The sequence below is a fragment of the Corallococcus exiguus genome (genome assembly GCF_009909105.1).
GTDB lineage: Bacteria > Myxococcota > Myxococcia > Myxococcales > Myxococcaceae > Corallococcus > Corallococcus exiguus.
Genome location: NZ_JAAAPK010000002.1, coordinates 959,607 through 977,785 on the forward strand (window position 1 = coordinate 959,607; position 18,179 = coordinate 977,785).

Here is an 18,179-nt window from a genome sequence, read left to right on the forward strand (position 1 = left end):
TGAGCGCCTCACCCCGGCGCCACGCCACGCCGCTCCACGTCCCGGTCGCTCAGCCCCCGGAAGCCCAATGCATCCATCAGGCGCAGGAAGTCCGCGGGTGGCATGCTGCCGCCCGTGGCCCGCGAATGGCCGTGCGCGAACGAGCTTCCCATCGGCGGAAGGTCCAGGTCCCGCAGCAGCCCGAGCAGGTCCACCGGCGCGCGGCTTCGCAGCACGAAGTTCACGCGGCCGGGCAGGTAGCCCGTGTTGGCGGCGACGACGATGTGGTCCGGCAACAGATGTACCCAGCGCATGGCCACCAGCGGGTGCACCTGCGCCTCGGAGCTGAACAACAGGAGCGCCAGGTTGCCCGCGAAGCGCGGCGGCGTCTTCGCGCACCGGGCCACCTCGCGTTGCACCTCCAGGCGACAGTCGCGCAGCGCGTCCACGCCGGGCACGCGTCCCTCCGCGATGTCCGTCGCGTTGCCCGCGCGCAAGAGCACCTGCATCGCCAGTGGCGCCGCGAGCCGGCTGGAACGACGGGCAGCGTTGAGCAGCGCCACCGCCTCTGTGATGGACGAACGCTTCGCCCGCCGCAGCGCGTCCTTGAGGAACGGCATCGGCGCGTCCACGCCCAGGTCCGCCACCGTCCCCAGCACCGCCAGCCACTCCAGCGGACCGGGCACGACGAACGACGACGTGAGCACGTACGTGAGCAGGCTCGTGTTCGCAACGGGCGCATGGCCGTAGGCGGTGAGCACCTTCGCGCCGGGTGGGAATGCCTCCGACGCGTGATGATCCACCACCATCGTGGGCACCCCGGGCAAGAGCGGCTCCGCGCGGCTGCCCATGTCCAGCACCACCAACGCCTCCGTGGAGGAGGCTCCCAGTCGCTCCAGGAAGCTTGGGTGGTGGATGTCCTCTCCCTTGCCCGGCAGGCGCGCTGTCGGCCGAGCCCCCAGGGATTGAAGCGCGCGGAGCATCAGCACTCCGGAGGTGAGCCCGTCCACGTCCGTGTGCGGAACCACGAGCACATGCTTGTCCCGGCACGCTTCCAGGAACTCGCGCGCCTGGTCCATCGCCGCCTCTGGCGCCGGCCAGTGCGCATCTTTCGTGTGTCCCAGAAGCATGAATCAAAGCTGTCACTGCCTGTAGCGGCACGGCAGGGCGCGCCCGTCGTGGCTGGTTGCCCTCCGGACGGCCCCCCCGGGTCCAGTCATGCGGCGCGAGCGTGGTGACCTTTGCCCGCAATGTCGCAGCGTCAACCCAAGGGACAGGGCGCGCGGGCTCCGTGACTTCGCGGGTGCGAGGGCAGGGCACTTCCCATAGTGTCCGCGCCCATGACCCGCACTCCCCAGTCCTTGATGCGCGCGGCCCTGGCCGCCCTGTCGATCGCGGCGCCCGCCGCCAGCGCGCAGACGACGCCCGCTCCGGCCGCGAAGGCCACGCCCGCTCCGGCCGCGAAGGCCACGCCCGCGGAGGCGAAGCAGTTCGCCGAGAAGCTCAACGCGGACCTGAAGCAGCTCTGGACCCGTCAGGCCACCGCCGAGTGGATCAAGAGCACGTACATCACCGACGACACGGAGCGGAACGCCGCCTCCGTCAACGAAGAGGTGATGGCCTACGTCAACAACGCCATCAAGGACTCGCGCCGCTTCGACGGGCTGAAGCTGGACGCGGACACCGCGCGCATGCTGCACCTGCTGCGCGTGTCCCAGACGCTGCCCGCCCCAGCCAACGCCGCGCAGCGCTCGGAGCTGGCCTCCACCGCCGCGAAGCTGGAGGGCCTCTACGGCAAGGGCAAGTACTGCGGCAAGGACGGCAAGGGGAAGTGCCGCGACCTGGAGGAGCTGTCCGACGTCATGGCGGAGAGCCGCAACGCGGACGCGCTCCTGGACGCGTGGACCGGCTGGCACGCCATCAGCCGCCCCATGCGCCCGCTCTACACGCAGCTGGTGAACCTCTCCAACTCGGGCGCGAAGGACATCGGCTTCAACGATCTGGGCACGCTGTGGCGGTCGTCCTACGACATGACCCCGGCGGAGTTCGAGAAGGAGGCGCAGCGGCTCTGGGGCCAGGTCAAGCCCATGTACGACGAGCTGCACTGCTACGTGCGCGGCCGGCTCGCGAAGCAGTACGGCGAGGCCTCGGTGCCCGCCGGCAAGCCCATCCCCGCGCACCTGTTGGGCAACATGTGGGCGCAGGAGTGGAACAACATCTACCCGCTGGTGGAGCCGTTCCCCGGTCAGGCCAGCCTGGACGTGGACAGCGCCCTGGTGAAGCAGGGCTACGACGCGGAGAAGATGGTCAAGCTGGGTGAGAAGTTCTTCACCTCGCTGGGCCTCAAGCCGCTGCCGCAGACCTTCTGGGAGCGCTCGCAGTTCACCAAGCCGAAGGACCGCGACGTCGTCTGCCACGCGTCCGCCTGGGACGTGACGTACGACAACGACCTGCGCATCAAGATGTGCATCAAGCCCACCGAGGAGGACCTGGTCACCATCCACCACGAGCTGGGCCACGACTACTACTACACGTACTACTACAAGCTCCCCGTCCTCTTTCAGGCCGGCGCCAACGACGGCTTCCACGAGGCCATTGGCGACGCGCTCACGCTCTCCATCACTCCGGCCTACCTCCAGCAGGCGGGCCTGCTCAACGCGGTGGAGAAGAACGACAAGAACGTCATCAACCTCCAGCTGAAGGACGCGCTGGAGAAGGTGGCCTTCCTGCCCTTCGGCCTGCTGGTGGATCAGTGGCGGTGGGACGTGTTCAGCGGGAAGGTGAAGCCGGCGGACTACAACAAGAGCTGGTGGGCGATGCGCACGAAGTACCAGGGCATCGCCGCGCCGGTGGCCCGCACGGAGCAGGACTTCGACGCCGGCGCCAAGTACCACGTGCCCGCCAACGTGCCGTACACGCGCTACTTCCTCGCGCGGATCCTCCAGTTCCAGTTCCACAAGGCGCTGTGCGAAGCGGCCGGCATCACGGGCCCCCTCAACGAGTGCTCCATCTACGGCAACAAGGCCGCGGGCGCTCGCCTGCAGGCCATGCTGGAGCTGGGCGCGAGCAAGCCGTGGCCGGATGCGTTGTCCGCCATGACGGGCACCCGACAGATGGATGCCACTCCGATGCTGGAGTACTTCGCCCCGCTGCGTCGCTGGCTCCAGGAGCAGAACAAGGGCCAGAAGTGCGGGTGGTGACGTTTGCCTGGTGATGTTTCCAGGGAGTGGACTTCGCCTGGGACGGGCGCTTAGGCTAGCGCCCGTCTTGTAGGGTCGAACTCTGTAGGACCGGACGGCGACTCTTCCTGTCCGCGATGAAAGAAGAACAGCAAATGGCGACTGGTACCGTGAAGTGGTTCAACGACGCGAAGGGCTTCGGCTTCATCACGCAGGACGGCGGGGGCGAGGACGTGTTCTGCCACCACACCGCCATCAACATGGACGGCTTCCGCACCCTGGCCGAGGGCCAGAAGGTGGAGTTCGAAGTCACCAAGGGCCCCAAGGGCCTGCAGGCGCAGAACGTCCGCGCCGCCGCCTGAGCCTGACCGTTTCCTGATTCACCCAAGAAGGTCCGACTCTCACCGGGTCGGGCCTTCTGTATTTTCCGGAGCCCGCATGTCCGCCTCCACGTTCCGCCTGCGCATCCTCCCCCTCGTCGCCGCCCTCGGGTGCGCCACGTCCTCCACCTCCACGGCCCCCACGCCGCCGGCCACCACCACCGCGTCGGCGCCCGTGTCGAAGGCGTCGCTGGCCGCGCTCAAGCAGGAGCTGGTGAAGCAGCACGGTGAAGCGCAGCGCGCCCGCATCGAGCGGGGCGTGGATCAGGTGGCCGCGCTGTGGCGCCCGGAGGACGGGGACCTGGCGGCCTTCGCGCGCGAGCAGTTCCTGCCCACGGGCCCCCAGCTGGACGCGACGTTCACGCGCTTTGAAGGACTGTTCGAACAGTTCGACGGCCACATGAATGAGCTGGGCCGCGAGCTCCAGTGGTTCACGGACCTGGACCTGGGGCCGCTGTTGCCGGTGGAGCCGCTGCTCGCGGCGTATGACCCTTCCTCCAACGTCACGTCGGACCTGTTCCAGGCGAAGCCGGGCTTCGTCGTGCTGCTCAACTTCCCGCTCACCACGCTGACCGAGCGCGTGAAGGAGGGCCCGTCGTGGACGCGGCGCCAGTGGGCGGAGGCGAAGCTCGCGTCGCGCTTCAACCGGCGCGTGCCCGCGGCGGTGGAGCAGAAGGTGTCGCAGGCCATCGCGGACGCGAACCTCTACATCGCCGAGTACAACGTCTGGATGCACCACCTGGTGGACGCGAAGGGCCAGCGCCTCTTCCCCCAGGGGCTTCGTCTCATCAGCCACTGGAACCTGCGCGACGAGCTGAAGGCGGACTACACGGACCCAAAGGGCCTGGCGAAGCAGCGGATGATCGTCCAGGTGATGGAGCGCATCGTCACGCAGACCATCCCCGCCGCCGTCATCGACAACCCGCGCGTGGACTGGGATCCGTTCACCAACAAGGTCTCGGCGGCTCCGTCGGAGTCGGTGGAGGAGAACGCGCCCCAGCGCGCAGTGAAGGCGGACGCCGCGCCGGAACCGGACACGCGCTACGCGCGGCTGCTCGCCACGTTCAATGCATCGCGGAAGGTGGATCCGTACTCGCCGGTGGCCCCCACTCGCATCGCCCGCGCCTTTGAACTGGACCGGGGCCTGCCGGAGGAGCGCGTGCGCGCGCTGCTCACCCAGTTGCTGGAGTCACCGCTGGTGCCGCGCGTGGCGAAGCTGATTGAGACGCGCCTGGGCCGCCCGCTGGAGCCGCAGGACCTGTGGTACCCGGGCTTCCGTCCGGGCTCGAAGGTGCCGGAGGCGCAGCTGGACGCGCTGACGCGCAAGCGCTACCCCACGGCGGACGCCTTCGCGCGCGACATCCCGCGCATCCTCCAGGGCCTGGGCTTCACGCGGGAGAAGGCGGATGTGCTCGCGTCATACATCCGCGTGGACGCGTCCCGAGGCGCGGGCCATGCCCAGCAGGCGCTGCGCCGGGGCGACTTCCCCCGACTGCGCACGCGCGTGGAGAAGGGGGGCATGGACTACAAGGGCTACAACATCGCGGTGCACGAGCTGGGGCACAACGTGGAGCAGGTCTTCAGCCTGTACCAGGTGGACCACACGCTCCTGTCCGGCGTCCCCAACAACGCCTTCACGGAGGCGCTGGCCTTCGTCTTCCAGGCGCGCGACCTGGAGTTGCTGGGTCTGGGCCAGCCGGACGCGGCCAGCGAGCGCGAGCGGGTGCTCAACGACTTCTGGCAGGCGTGGGAGATCGCCGGCGTGGCGTTGGTGGACATGGCCACGTGGCACTGGATGTACGAACACCCGGACGCCACGCCCGCCCAGCTGCGCGACGCGGTGGCCGGCCTGTCGCGCGACGTGTGGAACCGCTACTACGCGCCGGTGCTGGGTCGGAAGGACAGCCCGGTGCTGGGCATCTACAGCCACATGATCAGCTACCCGCTGTACCTGCCGGACTACCCGCTCGGGCACCTCATCGCATTCCAGATTGAGGAGCACCTGAAGCAGCACGGCCCGCTGGGCGCGGAGTTCGAGCGCATGGCCACCTTCGGCTCCGTCACCCCGGACGAATGGATGCGCCACGCCACCGGCGCCCCCGTCAGCGCGGACGCTTTGTTGCGCGCCACTGATGCCGCACTGTGATAGTTCGGCCATTCCCCATTTCTCTCATCTGGAGGATTGACCGTGAATTTCATCTCTCGTGCGCTGGTGTTGGGCTCCCTGTCGGCGATGGTGGGCTGTGTAACGACGAAGGGCGGCACGAAGACGCCGGACACGAACGAGCCGAAGCCTTCGACGGTGTCGCTGGTGGACTACTGCGACGACACGCAGAAGGGCATCTCCAAGGAAGCGGACACGCTGGCCAGCCCCTACGGGATTGATCAGCACCTGGACAAGAACTTCCCGGACCGCAAGGTGTCGTGGCTGATGACCGACAGCGCGTACCAGAAGTTCGTGGTGCAGACGGGCGCGAAGAACTTTGGCCGCTGCAACGACGTGGGCTGCTACCTGTTCGCGGCGCCGTCGGCGTCCATCCACGGCGCGGTGGAGAAGGCGAAGACCGCGGACGGCAAGCATGACCCGGCGGTGCTGGGCCAGGCGCTGGGCCTGCCGGCGAAGAACTTCGAAGGCCCGCTGCGGATGATGACGCTGGACCTGGCGGCGCAGAAGGTCTGCACGCGCCTGCCGGTGGACGCGGATCCGGGCGTGTGGAAGTGCCAGACGCCGGAGGACACCGACTGCTTCAAATTCGGCGGCTACACGTCCGGCGGCGCGCCGGAGGTGATGGTCATCAACGCGCCGGTGGCCGACACGCAGGTGGCGGAGATTCCGTGAGCGACGAGGAGGTGCTCCTCCAGAGCCCCCTCCTGTACCGCATGCTGCGCGGGCGGGACGGGGCGCTGTCCATCGAGGTCGTGGTGGGCGGCATCATGCAGTTCGAGGTGCGCGTGCACCTGAACGCGGAGGAGACGGAGTCCTTCCAGAAGGAGGGACGCGCCTTCGCGGACCGCCTGGCCCAGGCCATCATGGCGAACCCGCCCTTTGGCGGCCGGTCCGTGAAAGTGCCCGTGCAGTGACGCCTTCGCGGGGACCCGCCGCGTGCGGGTCCCCGTCGCAAGGCCACTACGGCGTGGCGGCGGTGTTGCCGGGGATTTCAATCAGCTCCACCTCGAAGGTGAGCACGGCGTTGGGCGGGATGCGCGAGCCCGTGGGCGGGCGCTCTCCGTACGCGGTGCTCGCGGGGCAGGTGAGCTTCGCCTTGCCGCCGACCTTCATCTTCTGCACGCCCTGGGTCCAGCAGGGGATGACGCCGTTGAGCGGGAACTCCACCGGCAGGCCGCGCTTGAAGGAGCTGTCGAACTCGGAGCCGTCCACCAGCGTGCCCTGGTAGTGCACCTTCACGGTGTCGGTGGCGCGGGGCGACTTGCCGGTGCCGGCCTTGAGCTCGCGGTAGATGACACCGGAGGGCAGCCGGGTGGCGCCGGGCTCCTTGGACGCGCGATCCAACGTGGCGACGTTGACCTGGGCCATGCGCGCCTTGGCGAGCGTCTGGAGCTTCGGCGCGTACTCCTTCGGATCCACCGCGGGCGGAGTGCCGGCGACCGCGTCCTGGATGCCGCGCTGGAGCAGCTCCAGCTCCTCGGGGGTGAGGGCGAGCGCCGTCACGCTCTGGCCCAGCGAGAGGCCGAGCGAATAGATGGTCTTCTGATCATCCGTCTTGAGCTCCAGGGGCGCCTGGGCAGGGGCGGCCTTCGCGGCGGCCTCGGGCGCGGCGGCCGGCTTGGAGCTCTTCGTTGGGGCCTGGGCCAGGGCGAGGCCCGGAGCACCGAGCATCAGGACCAGGGCTGCCTTCCACTGCATGCGCATGCTTCCGCCTTTCGGGAGAATGGTGGGGACCATAGCGCCGCTCATGCGCCGCGGGTCGGTCATCCTCGCGCACAGGCCAACGCGAAGAATCCAGCGAGCGGAAAACCACGGTGCACGCAGGCCTGCCTGGCGCTCGGGAAGGCCGCCGTTTTCTTGCGCGCATGACGTCTGACCGTACTGTTCCTTCAGGTCGCTGCACCCCCGCAGCAGCCTGTTGCACCAGCTGGAGGTCATGAGCCAATGAGCGAGAAGCGGAAGGCCAATCGGGCGCCCCTGGACATCTACCTCAACAAGTACATGGGCGGCGTGCCGTACATGACCCGGGCCGCGGACATCAGCCAGGAAGGCGTCAGCCTCTCGCGCCTCATCGAGCCCCAGCACGACGCGCGCCGCGTGGGCCTCCAGTTCCAGCTCCCCGGCTCCGAGGAGATCATCTACGCCGAGGGTGAAGTCGTACGCGAATGGAAGGAACTGGGCCGCAAGGAGCAGTCCGGCGTGCGCTTCACGCTGCTCACCGAGCGGCACCGCAAGATGATCGACGCCTACGTCGACCGTCACACCGAAGGCAACTGACACAAGGCGTTACCCTCCGCGTGCGTCACCGCGATTGCGCGGTGCCACCGGCGGTTCGCGGTACCCCACGCCAGGTTCATCAGGCGGATCCGACTGTCTCCGGGTCGCCTTGACTTCGCGCGAAGCGCCCCCCTTGAATGACCGGAGAGGTTCCCTGTGCGCTCGCCGACTTTTCGCGGCGGCGACAGCGGGAGGAGTGCTCCGTGAGGCGTTCGCTGTGGGGATTGTTGCTGGTCGTGCCGCTGACGGCGCTGGGCCAGGGCAAGGACGCGAAGGTCGCCGCACCCGCCGCTGAATCCGCGCGCGGCGTGGGCACTCCGGGCATCAACTGGGAGGGCCAGGTCTTGCGCGCCACGGGCGCCGGAGCCCCGGACCTCAAGGCCGCCAACCCCGGGCAGGCGCGCCTGGGGGCCGAGCGCGCCGCGAAGCAGGACGCGTTCCGCAACCTGCTGGAGCAGGCCCGGAGCATCCAGGTGAGCGCGGGCCGCACCGTGGGCGACGAGCTGGCGCGCGACGAAGTGAAGGGCCGCGTCGAGGGTGCCATCCGCGGCTACAAGGTCGTGGCCACGCGCTACTTCTCCGACAGTGGCGTGGAGATGGACGTGGAGGTGCCGCTCGCGGTGCTCAGCGCGGCGCTGACGCCCGCTCGGGATCCGGCCATCGTGCTCAACGCCGACGGCGCGGCGAAGTACACGGGGCTCGTGGTGGACGCGCGAGGGCTGGGCGCGAAGCCGGTGCTCGCGCCCCGGTTGGTGGACGCGACGGGCAAGGCGCTCTACGGCGCGACGGTGCTCACGGAAGAGGCGCGCGGCACCGCGGGCGTCGCGGCCTGGTTCAACAGCCTGGACGCGGCCCGGAAGGCCTCGCGCGTGGGCGACAAGCCCCTGGTGGTGAAGGCCGCGCAGCTCCAGGGCTCTGATCTGGTCCTGAGCGCCGACGGCATCCGCGCGCTCACCGATGCGAACACCCACTTCCTGGCCGAGGGCCGGGTCGTCATCGTCACGCAGTGATGTCCGTGAACTCCTTCCGGATGACGGCCGTGCTCGCGATGCTGATGGGCGGCTGCGCGGCGAAGCAGGAGCAACCCGCGACGGTGGCCCGCGCGGAGCAGTTGATGGCGTCCAACGCCGTCAAGCGCGGCGACCTGGTGCTCCGGTGCGAGCCCTCGGACGCGCAGATCCTGATGGATGGCGTGGAGCAGGGGACGTGCAGCGACTTCGCCGGGGTGTCCCGGAGCCTGCGGTTGGGGGACTCGGGCTTCCACCAGGTGGAGGTGAAGAAGCGCGGGTTCTATCCCTACACGACCTACTACCAGCCCAGCGGAGCGCGGGTGACGTTGAAGGTGAAGCTCCGGCCCCTGGCGCCCGAAAGCGGCGGCGTTTCGCCCTGAGGAGGCCGTGCCAGGGCTGGCACCCTGCACCGCGAGGTGGCAGGCGACGCCCCGGGTGCGCTCACGGACCGCAATCAAGGGCCCAAGACGCCGTAGGATGGGCGGGGACAGGAGGCGGTCATCGGACGTCGCAAGAGAGGCAGTGAGCGCGCGGTGAAGGGGGCCCCCCAGCCCATCGCGACCCCGGAGGTGTCCCCGGTGCTGCATGTCGTGCACCCGGAGCCCGTGCCCCCGCCCGGCGACCCCTCGGCGCTGGATGAGGCAGAGGCCCGCCGGGTCGACTTCATCTGGTCCGGCGTGATGGTGGGCTCGCTGGCGCTGGTGTTCGCGCTCCTGTCCGTGTTCGGCGGGGTGGCGGTGCCGGTACTGCTGGCGCTGACGGGCGCGTACGCGTTCAACCCGCTGGTGACGCTCCTGGAGAAGCGCGGCGTGGACCGCACCTGGGGCACGTCCATCCTCTTCTTCGCGGGCACGCTCCTGATGGTGGGCGCGGGCCTGTACCTGGTGCCGGTGTTCCGCGACGAGGCGGCGAAGCTGCCCGGCTTCTTCCAGCGCGCCAGCACCCAGGTGGTGCCGCAGGTGGAGTCGCTCCTGGGCGTGTCGCTGCCGGACCTGGTGAGCCAGCGCACCGCGGAGCTGGGGGAGAAGGCCTCCGAGCTGCTCCAGAGCGCGGGCCCCACGGCGGCGCGGCTGGTGGCGAGCTTCGCCGGCAACACCGCGCGCTTCGCGGCCACGCTGCTGGGCCTGTCGGTGGTGCCGGTGCTGGCGTTCTTCTTCCTCCAGGACTACCCGCGCCTCATGGGTCGCATCCAGGACCTGTTGCCGCGCCGCTCCGTGGCGCTGGCGACCCAGCGCTTCCGCGAGGTGGACGAGGTGCTGTCCGCCTTCGTGCAGGGCCAGCTCACCGTGGGCGCCATCCTGTCGGTGCTCTACGCGGTGGGGCTGTCCGTGGCGCGCATCGACCTGGCCATCGCCATTGGCCTCATCGCCGGCTTCGGCAACATGGTGCCCTACCTGGGCACGGGCATCGGCGTGGTGCTGGCCGTGCTGGGCGTCCTCCTGTCGTGGCAGGGGCCGTGGCAGCTGGCGGTGGTGGCGGCAACCTTCATCATCGGACAGCTGGCCGAGGGCTTCGTCATCACCCCGCGCGTGGTGGGGGAGAAGGTGGGCCTGGCCCCCGTGGCCGTCATCATCGCCGTGCTCGCGTTCGGTGAGCTGTTCGGCTTCGTGGGCATCCTCCTGGCCGTCCCGGCGAGCGCCATCCTCAAGGTCGTCCTGAGCGTCGTCCTCCAGCGCTACCGCCGCACGCAGCTCTACAAGGGGAGCGTGCAGGCGCCGTGACGAAGCTGGAGAAGCTGCACCAGGAGATCATCGCGTGCCGGGCCTGCCCCCGGCTGGTGGAGTGGCGCGAGGAGGTGGCCCGGGTGAAACGGCGCGCCTACCGCGACTGGGACTACTGGGGGAAGCCCGTCCCCGGCTTCGGCGACCCGAAGGCCCGGCTGATCATCGTGGGTCTGGCGCCCGCCGCGCACGGCGCCAACCGCACGGGGCGGATGTTCACCGGAGACCGTTCCGGCGACTTCCTCTACGCGGGCCTGCAGCGCTCGGGCTTCGCGAACCAGGGACACAGCGAGCACCGGGACGACGGCCTGAAGCTGACGGACGCCTTCATCGTCGCCGCCGGCCGGTGCGCGCCGCCGGACAACAAGCCGCTGCCGGAGGAGCTGGCCCGCTGCGCGCCGTTCCTGGACCGGGAGATGGCGCTGTTGCCTGGACGGGTGCTGCTCGCCCTGGGGGCCATCGGGTGGAACGCCGCGCTGGCGTCGGCCGCCCGCACGGGCAGTCCGCTCCCCACGCCCCGTCCCGCCTTCGGCCACGGCGCCGAGTACCGGCTGCCGGACGGCCGGTGGCTCGTGGGCAGCTACCACGTCAGCCAGCAGAACACGCAGACGGGGAGGCTCACCCCCGCCATGTTCGACGCGGTGATGAAACGCGTCCGCGCGTTGTTGGAGACGTGAACGCGGGGAAGATCAGGGCCCGCGCTCATGTTCCTTGACAGGTGTGGGAGCCCGCTGTTATTCCCCGCGCCCATCCGCACGACGGGTCGTTAGCTCAGCGGTAGAGCACTACCTTGACACGGTAGGGGTCAGTGGTTCGATCCCACTACGACCCATCATCAGTAAGAGTTCCATCTCGCGGGCGGCCGGCTTTCTCAAAAGCCTGCCGCCCGCGGTTTTTTCCAGCGCAGAGGTTTATCCGCCATGTCCGAATCCATCACGGTGACGCTCCCCGACGGCAGCCAGAAGCAGACCGCCCGGGGCACGACCATCGCGGACTTCGTGAAGGGCAGCATCGGCGTGGGGCTCGCGAAGGCGGCCCTGTTCGCCCGGGTCAACGGTCAGGACATGGACCTGGCCCGGACGCTCGACGAGGACGCGAAGCTGCAGATCTTCACGTCCAAGAGCCCGGAAGGCCTGGACCTCATCCGTCACGACGCCGCGCACGTGGTGGCCAGCGCCGTGCAGAAGCTGTTCCCCGGCACGCAGGTGACCATCGGTCCGTCGACGGAGGAGGGCTTCTACTACGACTTCTTCCGCGAGAAGCCCTTCACGCCGGAGGAACTGGAGAAGATTGAAGCGGCCGCCAACGCGGAGCTCAAGCAGGACGCGCCCTTCGTCCGCACCGAGATCTCCATGGAGGACGCCATCAAGCTCTTCGAGGAGAAGGGCGAGAAGTTCAAGGTGGAGATCGTCAAGGACATCGCCGCCAAGGGCGCCAAGACGCTCACGCTCTACACCCACGGCGACTGGGTGGACTTCTGCCTGGGGCCCCACGCGCCCAGCACCGGGAAGATCGGCGTCATCAAGATCCTCTCTTCCAGCGGCGCGTACTGGCGCGGCGACCACCGCAACCCCATGCTCCAGCGCGTGTACGGCACCGCCTTCTTCGACAAGAAGGCGCTGGAGGCCTACGTCACGCGCATTGAAGAGGCTCGCAAGCGCGACCACCGCAAGCTGGGCAAGGAGTTGGATCTCTTCCACTTCCACCCGTACTCGCCGGGCGCGGCCTTCTGGACGCCCAAGGGTACCGCGCTCTACCAGACGCTGTCGGACTGGATGCGCTCGCTCACGGCCGGTGACGGCTACTTGGAGATCAAGACGCCCCTGATGTTCAACAAGGGCCTCTGGGAGACGAGCGGCCACTGGGGCAAGTACAAGGAGAACATGTTCCTGGTGCTCGACAGCGAGTCCGGCGAGCACGACTTCTCCCTCAAGCCGATGAACTGCCCGTCGCACCACCTGTTCTACGGCTTCAAGAAGCACAGCTACCGCGACCTGCCCCTGCGCCTGCACACCCAGGACGTGCTCCACCGCAACGAGGCCGCGGGCTCCCTGGGCGGCCTCACCCGCGTCCGCCAGTTCGCGCAAGACGACGCGCACATCTACTGCATGGAGAGCCAGATCACCGACGAGGTGCGGCGCTTCGTGCAGCTGTTGGACCGCGTCTACAAGGCGGTGGGCCTCACCTACGCGGTGAAGCTGTCCACGCGCCCCGAGCAGCGCCTGGGTGACGAATCCCTTTGGGATCGCGCGGAAGGCGGCCTCAAGGCGGCTCTGGAGTCGCTGGGCCTGGAGTACGAGCTGGCCCCCGGTGACGGCGCCTTCTACGGCCCGAAGATCGACTTCGCCGTGTCCGACAGCATTGGCCGCAAGTGGCAGCTGGGCACCATGCAGCTGGACTACCTGGCCCCGGAGCGCTTCGACCTCACCTACGTGGGCGAGGACAACGCCCCGCACCGCCCGGTGGTCCTCCACCGCGCCATCTTCGGCTCCTTCGAGCGCTTCACCGCCATCCTCATCGAGCACTTCGCCGGCGCCTTCCCGGCGTGGCTGGCCCCGGTGCAGGCCATCCTCGTCACCGTGGCGGACCGTCAGATGGACTACGCTCGCAAGGTGCGCGACGACCTGCGCGCCAAGGGCTTCCGCGTGGAGCTGGACGAGCGCGGCATCACGCTCAACGCGAAGATCCGCGAAGCCCAGCTGCAGAAGATCCCCTTCACCCTGGTGGTGGGCGACAACGAGGTGGAGGCCGGCGCCGTGGCCCCCCGTCGCTACGGCGGCGAGGACCTGAAGACCATGAAGTACGCCGACTTCGAGGCGCTCCTCATCAAGGAAGCCACGCTGCCCTGAACGGCAGTGCAGGGGACTTGACTCGCCGTCTGGGCTGGACTACTTGCGCGACTTCCGGGGATTGAGGCACGCCCTCATCCCCCGAGTCGTCGGAGGGTCCTCCCTAGGGAGGCAGGCCGGCGGACGTCAAGCCGGCGGTGGTGGCAGTGGTTTCTGCGTGGGCTGTAGGAAACGCTACCCCCATCGCATCAAAAGAGTGATAGAGGCTTTCGCCCAAAGCGTCCGGGAACCGTGTGTCCCGGACCGCCGTCAGTCACGAAGATTGCCGGCCGACAGGAAGCAGAAGGAAGGTTTGGGATCATGCCCAAGTTGAAGACCCGCAGCGCCGCGAAGAAGCGCTTCCACGTGAAGAAGAGCGGCCAGGTGAAGTTCGGCAAGGCGTTCAGCAAGCACCTGTTCACCTTCTCCAAGACGGCCAAGCAGAAGCGCGGCAACCGTGGCACGGGCCACCTGCGCGACATGGACGCCAAGAAGGTCATCAAGGAGCTGTTCCCCTACGGCGCCTGAGTCGTCCTCGGGTTTGAACCAACCGTGAGTCCTGGCGGAGCGGCGTGAAGCCAGCGCCCCGGGCTCCCTTCCAGAAGTCAGGAGTGTGTCATGCGCGTCAAAAAGGGTTTCAAGGCTCGTCGTCGTCGTAATCGCATTCTCAAGCTTGCGAAGGGCTTCCGCGGCCGTCGCAAGAACTGCTACCGCCGTGCGAACCAGGCCGTCGAGCGCGCCCTGGACTACGCCACCCGCGACCGCGCGGTGCGCAAGCGCAACTTCCGCTCGCTGTGGATCGTCCGCATCAACGCGGCCGCCCGCACCGTGGGCCTGTCCTACTCGAAGCTGATCGCCGGCCTGGCGAAGGCGAAGATCTCCCTGGACCGCAAGGTCCTGTCGGATCTGGCCATCGCGGACCCCGCGGGCTTTGCCGCCATCGCCAACATCGCGAAGGCAGCCTGAGACACGGCCGGCGGTGACGCCGGCTTCCGAAGCTGAAACGGGCTGCCTCCACCAGGGGGCGGCCCTTTTTTTTGCCCGGCGCCAGAGGCGACCGGGGCGTGAATGGAAGGCGGGAAGAGGACCATGCGAGACCGGTTGCAGGCGTTGGCGGACGCGGCGCGCCAGGAGATCTCCGGTGTGTCGGAGCCCTCGCAGGTGGAGGCGTTGCGCATCCGCTACCTGGGCAAGAAGGGCGAGCTGTCCGCGGTACTGGGCGGCATGGGCAAGCTGCCCCCGGACGAGCGGCGCGCGTTGGGTGAGATCGCCAACACCGTCAAGGCGGAGCTGGAGCAGTTGCTGGCGGACGCCACGAAGCGCGCGGAAGACGCCGCGCTGGAGGCCCAGCTGAAGGGCCCCAAGCTGGACGTGACGCTGCCCGGGCGCGCGGTGCTGCCCGGCGGGCGGCATCCGGTGTCGCGCACGATGGAGGACATCGTCCGGACGTTCGCGCGGCTCGGGTTCGAGGTGGCCGTGGGCCCGGAGATCGAGCTCGACTACTTCAACTTCGAGGCGCTGAACCTGCCCAAGGATCACCCCGCGCGGGACATGCAGGACACGTTCTACGTGGACGAGCCCAGCCTGGGCCACGCGAAGAAGGCGGACAGCCCGTCGCTGCTGCGCACGCACACGTCGCCGGTGCAGGTGCGGCACATGCTGGCGCGCAAGCCGCCCATCCGCGCGGTGATGCCGGGCCGTGTGTACCGGCGGGATTCGGACATCACGCACACGCCCATGTTCCACCAGGTGGAAGGCCTGCTCGTGGACAAGGACGTGAGCTTCGCGGAGCTGAAGGGCACGCTGGACGCGTTCGTGAAGGCGTTCTTCGGCTCGGAGACGCGCACGCGCTTCCGCCCGTCGTTCTTCCCCTTCACGGAGCCCTCCGCGGAGGTGGACGTCACCTGTGCGTCGTGCGGTGGCAAGGGCTGCCGCGTGTGCAAGCAGACCGGCTGGCTGGAGGTGCTGGGCAGCGGCATGGTGCACCCGAACGTCTTCACCGCCGCGGGTTACGACCCGAAGGAGGTGACGGGCTACGCGTTCGGCATGGGCGTGGAGCGACTGGCCATGCTGCGCTACGGCATCGACGACCTGCGGATGATGTTCGAAAACGACGCGCGCTTCCTCGCGCAGTTCTGATTCCGGCCCACCAGGAAAGAGGACAACCCTGTGAAGATTTCAGTGAAGTGGCTGGGTGATTACGTCGCGCTGCCGCCGTCCGTGGACGAGCTAGCGCGCAAGCTGACCGCGGCGGGCCTGGAGATTGAGGGCGTGGAGCGCCCCGGCGAAGGCCTGCGCGGCGTGGTGGTGGCGCAGATCCGCGAGTCGGTGCAGCACCCCAACGCGGACAAGCTGTCCGTCACGCAGGTGGACATCGGCGGCTCCGCGCTGTTCCAGGTGGTGTGCGGCGCGAAGAACTTCAAGGTCGGCGACAAGGTGCCGCTGGCCACGGTGGGCGCGAAGCTGCCCAACGGCATGGAGATCAAGCAGGCCGCGCTCCGGGGCGTGGACAGCTTCGGCATGCTCTGCTCCTCGAAGGAGCTGGGCATCACGGAGGATTCGTCCGGCCTGCTCATCCTCCCCGCGGACACGAAGCTGGGCATCCCCATCGCGGAGGCCCTGGGGCTGGATGACTCCGTGCTGGAGGTGAACGTCACCCCGAACCGGCCGGACGCGCTCAGCCACCTGGGCATCGCGCGCGAGGTGGGCGTGGTGACGGGCGCGCAGCTGAAGTTGCCGCAGCCGAAGCCTGCCGAGTCCGGCAAGCCCGTGGCGGAGCTGGTGAAGGTGCGCATCGACGCGAAGGAGCGCTGCTCGCGCTACGCGGCGCGGGTGGTGGAGGGCGTCACCATCCAGCCGTCGCCGCAGTGGATGCAGGACCGGCTGAAGGCGTGCGGCGTGCGCGCCATCAACAACGTGGTGGACGTCACCAACTTCGTGCTCCTGGAGTACGGCCAGCCGCTGCACGCGTTCGACCTGGAGAAGGTGGCGGGCCAGGAGATCGTCGTCCGCACCGCGAAGCCGGGGGAGAAGCTGCGCACGCTGGATGACAAGGAGCGCACGCTGGACGCGGACGACCTGGTCATCGCGGACCGCGACCGGGCGCAGGCGCTGGCGGGCGTGATGGGCGGCGGCGACAGCGAGGTGACGCAGGGCACGAAGCGCATCGTCATCGAGTCCGCGCACTTCCACGGCTCCGGCGTGCGCCGGTCCGCGAAGCGCTACGCGCTGCACACGGAGGCGTCGCACCGCTTCGAGCGCGGGGCGGACCTGGACGCGGTGCTGCCGGCGCTGGACCGGGCCGCGCAGCTCATCGCGGAGCTGTCCGGTGGCACGGTGGTGCCGGGGAGGGTGGACGTGCAGCCCGAGCCCCTGGCGCCGCGCCGGGCGACGCTGCGCTACGCGCGGGTGGAGAAGGTGCTGGGCGTGGCGGTGCCGGAGGCGGAGGTCCGGCGCATCCTGACGGCGCTGGGCTTCAAGTCCGTGGAGGAGTCGCAGGGGCAGACGACGTACGAGGTGCCCCGGGCGCGCGTGGACGTGGAGCGCGAGGAGGACCTGATGGAGGAGGTCGCCCGCGTGTACGGCTACGACAACATCCCGGCGCGCCTGCCGCGAGGGCTGGAGACGCTGGCGCCGGAGCCGCTGTCCATGGAGGCCGAGCGTCGGCTGCGCCACGCGCTGGGCGGCGTGGGGCTGTCCGAGGTGGTGAACTACTCGTTCGTGGCGCCGAAGTCGCTGGAGGTGCTGGGTGGGAAGGAAGCGCCCATCGCGCTGATGAACCCGCTGAGCGTCGAGCAGTCGGTGATGCGCACGAGCCTGCTGCCGGGCCTGCTGGAGAACCTGTCACGCAGCGTGCGCCATCAGGTGGAGTCGGTGGGCCTCTACGAGACGGGCCGGGCGTACTTCCGGGACGCGCAGGGCGGGCAGGGCATGCGCCCGGCGGCTCGCGAGGTGCCGCGCGTGGCGGGCCTGGTGTGGGGCCTGCGCGGCGGTGGCCGGAGCTGGACGCAGAAGGACTCGCGCGTGGACTTCTACGACGCGAAGGGCGCGGTGGAGGCGCTGCTGCACGCGCTGCACGTGGAGGGCGCGGCGTTCACTCCGGCGGAGGCGCCTGCGTACCACCCGCGGAGCTGCGCGCAGGTGTCGTTGAGCGACGGGACGGTGCTGGGCCTGGTGGGCGAGGTGCACCCGCGCGTGACGAAGGCGCTGGGGCTGCCGGAGGGTGTGTTCGTGTTCGAGCTGGACACGGATCCGCTGTACGCGGCGGCGCGGCTGGTGCCGCAGGCGGCGGCGTTGCCGAAGTACCCGGCGGTGCTGCGCGACCTGGCGGTGGTGGTGCCGCTGGAGCTGCGCAACGAGGAGGTGCGCCGGGTGATCCTGGAGGTGGGGGCGCCGCTGGTGGAGGACGCGCTGGTGTTCGACGTCTACACGGGCAAGCCCATCCCCGAGGGGAAGAAGAACCTGGCGTACGCCTTGAGGTACCGCTCGCCCGAGCGGACGCTGACCGACGCGGAGGTCACGGCGGCCCACCAGCGCATCATCACGGAGGTGAACCAGCGGCTGGGGGCGGCACTGCGCGCCTGAATTCCTGAATGAAGTCAGGACGTTGACACGGTTCGGGGAAGGCTGACACCATGC

Annotated in this window: 17 protein-coding genes and 1 tRNA gene; 16 read left to right on the top strand and 2 right to left on the bottom strand. The window is 69.1% G+C overall.

The window, feature by feature from the left end:
* Positions 1–8 precede the first annotated feature (8 nt).
* Entirely contained in the window at positions 9–1,109 is a 1,101-nt protein-coding gene (locus tag GTZ93_RS10345; protein ID WP_139915764.1) for a DHH family phosphoesterase, read from the bottom strand.
* 210 nt (positions 1,110–1,319) lie between these two features.
* Here GTZ93_RS10345 and GTZ93_RS10350 point away from each other — a divergent pair, with 210 nt between their 5' ends.
* The 5 genes from GTZ93_RS10350 (at position 1,320) to GTZ93_RS10370 (ending at position 6,619) form a co-directional block, all read left to right on the top strand.
* Positions 1,320–3,179 carry a M2 family metallopeptidase gene (locus tag GTZ93_RS10350; RefSeq protein ID WP_139915765.1) on the top strand — a complete coding sequence of 620 codons (1,860 nt, stop codon included), beginning with the start codon at positions 1,320–1,322 and terminating at the stop codon, positions 3,177–3,179.
* A 134-nt stretch (positions 3,180–3,313) separates the two neighbouring features.
* The gene (locus tag GTZ93_RS10355) at positions 3,314–3,520 is read left to right on the top strand and encodes a cold-shock protein (protein WP_120575411.1); all 207 of its coding nucleotides are present in this window, start codon (positions 3,314–3,316) and stop codon (positions 3,518–3,520) included.
* A gap of 76 nt (positions 3,521–3,596) precedes the next feature.
* Positions 3,597–5,684, top strand: coding sequence for a gluzincin family metallopeptidase (locus tag GTZ93_RS10360; RefSeq protein WP_139915766.1), 2,088 nt, complete (start codon positions 3,597–3,599; stop codon positions 5,682–5,684).
* A 42-nt stretch (positions 5,685–5,726) separates the two neighbouring features.
* Positions 5,727–6,377, top strand: a complete 651-nt coding sequence (locus GTZ93_RS10365; protein WP_139915767.1) for a hypothetical protein — start codon at positions 5,727–5,729, stop codon at positions 6,375–6,377.
* Positions 6,374–6,619 (top strand): hypothetical protein, encoded by a 246-nt coding sequence (locus GTZ93_RS10370; RefSeq protein WP_139915768.1) that lies wholly within the window; start codon positions 6,374–6,376, stop codon positions 6,617–6,619. Before GTZ93_RS10365 ends, GTZ93_RS10370 begins: the two co-directional genes overlap by 4 nt.
* Before the next feature lie 46 nt (positions 6,620–6,665).
* Here GTZ93_RS10370 and GTZ93_RS10375 read toward each other — a convergent pair whose 3' ends face one another.
* Positions 6,666–7,409, bottom strand: coding sequence for an FKBP-type peptidyl-prolyl cis-trans isomerase (locus GTZ93_RS10375; protein ID WP_139915769.1), 744 nt, complete (start codon positions 7,407–7,409; stop codon positions 6,666–6,668).
* A gap of 240 nt (positions 7,410–7,649) precedes the next feature.
* On the opposite strand from GTZ93_RS10375, the gene GTZ93_RS10380 reads away from it, so the two are divergent.
* From GTZ93_RS10380 to pheT, 11 genes are all read left to right on the top strand, one after another.
* Positions 7,650–7,982, top strand: a complete 333-nt coding sequence (locus GTZ93_RS10380; protein WP_120566093.1) for a PilZ domain-containing protein — start codon at positions 7,650–7,652, stop codon at positions 7,980–7,982.
* Between the two features lie 203 nt (positions 7,983–8,185).
* Positions 8,186–8,992, top strand: a complete 807-nt coding sequence (locus GTZ93_RS10385; RefSeq protein ID WP_121778709.1) for an LPP20 family lipoprotein — start codon at positions 8,186–8,188, stop codon at positions 8,990–8,992.
* Positions 8,992–9,372: a hypothetical protein gene (locus GTZ93_RS10390; protein ID WP_139915770.1), complete on the top strand. Its 381-nt coding sequence runs from the start codon at positions 8,992–8,994 to the stop codon at positions 9,370–9,372. The genes GTZ93_RS10385 and GTZ93_RS10390 overlap by 1 nt, the downstream gene beginning before the upstream one ends.
* Before the next feature lie 198 nt (positions 9,373–9,570).
* Positions 9,571–10,713 carry an AI-2E family transporter gene (locus GTZ93_RS10395; protein ID WP_390624861.1) on the top strand — a complete coding sequence of 381 codons (1,143 nt, stop codon included), beginning with the start codon at positions 9,571–9,573 and terminating at the stop codon, positions 10,711–10,713.
* Positions 10,710–11,390 carry a uracil-DNA glycosylase gene (locus tag GTZ93_RS10400; protein ID WP_120596295.1) on the top strand — a complete coding sequence of 227 codons (681 nt, stop codon included), beginning with the start codon at positions 10,710–10,712 and terminating at the stop codon, positions 11,388–11,390. Before GTZ93_RS10395 ends, GTZ93_RS10400 begins: the two co-directional genes overlap by 4 nt.
* Positions 11,391–11,473: 83 nt before the next feature.
* Positions 11,474–11,545, top strand: a tRNA-Val gene (locus GTZ93_RS10405).
* A gap of 88 nt (positions 11,546–11,633) precedes the next feature.
* On the top strand, positions 11,634–13,562 hold the full coding sequence (thrS, locus tag GTZ93_RS10410; RefSeq protein WP_139915771.1) for a threonine--tRNA ligase: 1,929 nt from the start codon (positions 11,634–11,636) through the stop codon (positions 13,560–13,562).
* 300 nt (positions 13,563–13,862) lie between these two features.
* A complete protein-coding gene (gene rpmI, locus GTZ93_RS10415) occupies positions 13,863–14,069 on the top strand; it encodes a 50S ribosomal protein L35 (RefSeq protein WP_120566087.1) in 207 nt (68 codons plus the stop codon).
* Positions 14,070–14,159: 90 nt separating this feature from the next.
* Positions 14,160–14,507: a 50S ribosomal protein L20 gene (gene rplT, locus GTZ93_RS10420; protein ID WP_014397247.1), complete on the top strand. Its 348-nt coding sequence runs from the start codon at positions 14,160–14,162 to the stop codon at positions 14,505–14,507.
* Positions 14,508–14,630: 123 nt separating this feature from the next.
* Entirely contained in the window at positions 14,631–15,680 is a 1,050-nt protein-coding gene (gene pheS, locus GTZ93_RS10425; RefSeq protein ID WP_120575401.1) for a phenylalanine--tRNA ligase subunit alpha, read from the top strand.
* A 30-nt stretch (positions 15,681–15,710) separates the two neighbouring features.
* Positions 15,711–18,125, top strand: coding sequence for a phenylalanine--tRNA ligase subunit beta (pheT, locus tag GTZ93_RS10430; protein WP_139915772.1), 2,415 nt, complete (start codon positions 15,711–15,713; stop codon positions 18,123–18,125).
* Positions 18,126–18,179 lie beyond the last annotated feature (54 nt).

What these genes read in the sequence shown, in the direction of transcription:
- GTZ93_RS10345 (WP_139915764.1), bottom strand. Translation starts at nt 1,109, where the DNA reads ATGCTTCTGGGACACACGAAAGATGCGCACTGGCCGGCGCCAGAGGCG.
- pheS (WP_120575401.1), top strand. Translation starts at nt 14,631, where the DNA reads ATGCGAGACCGGTTGCAGGCGTTGGCGGACGCGGCGCGCCAGGAGATC.
- GTZ93_RS10380 (WP_120566093.1), top strand. Translation starts at nt 7,650, where the DNA reads ATGAGCGAGAAGCGGAAGGCCAATCGGGCGCCCCTGGACATCTACCTC.
- GTZ93_RS10375 (WP_139915769.1), bottom strand. Translation starts at nt 7,409, where the DNA reads ATGCGCATGCAGTGGAAGGCAGCCCTGGTCCTGATGCTCGGTGCTCCG.
- thrS (WP_139915771.1), top strand. Translation starts at nt 11,634, where the DNA reads ATGTCCGAATCCATCACGGTGACGCTCCCCGACGGCAGCCAGAAGCAG.
- rpmI (WP_120566087.1), top strand. Translation starts at nt 13,863, where the DNA reads ATGCCCAAGTTGAAGACCCGCAGCGCCGCGAAGAAGCGCTTCCACGTG.
- GTZ93_RS10390 (WP_139915770.1), top strand. Translation starts at nt 8,992, where the DNA reads ATGTCCGTGAACTCCTTCCGGATGACGGCCGTGCTCGCGATGCTGATG.
- GTZ93_RS10355 (WP_120575411.1), top strand. Translation starts at nt 3,314, where the DNA reads ATGGCGACTGGTACCGTGAAGTGGTTCAACGACGCGAAGGGCTTCGGC.
- rplT (WP_014397247.1), top strand. Translation starts at nt 14,160, where the DNA reads ATGCGCGTCAAAAAGGGTTTCAAGGCTCGTCGTCGTCGTAATCGCATT.
- GTZ93_RS10350 (WP_139915765.1), top strand. Translation starts at nt 1,320, where the DNA reads ATGACCCGCACTCCCCAGTCCTTGATGCGCGCGGCCCTGGCCGCCCTG.
- GTZ93_RS10360 (WP_139915766.1), top strand. Translation starts at nt 3,597, where the DNA reads ATGTCCGCCTCCACGTTCCGCCTGCGCATCCTCCCCCTCGTCGCCGCC.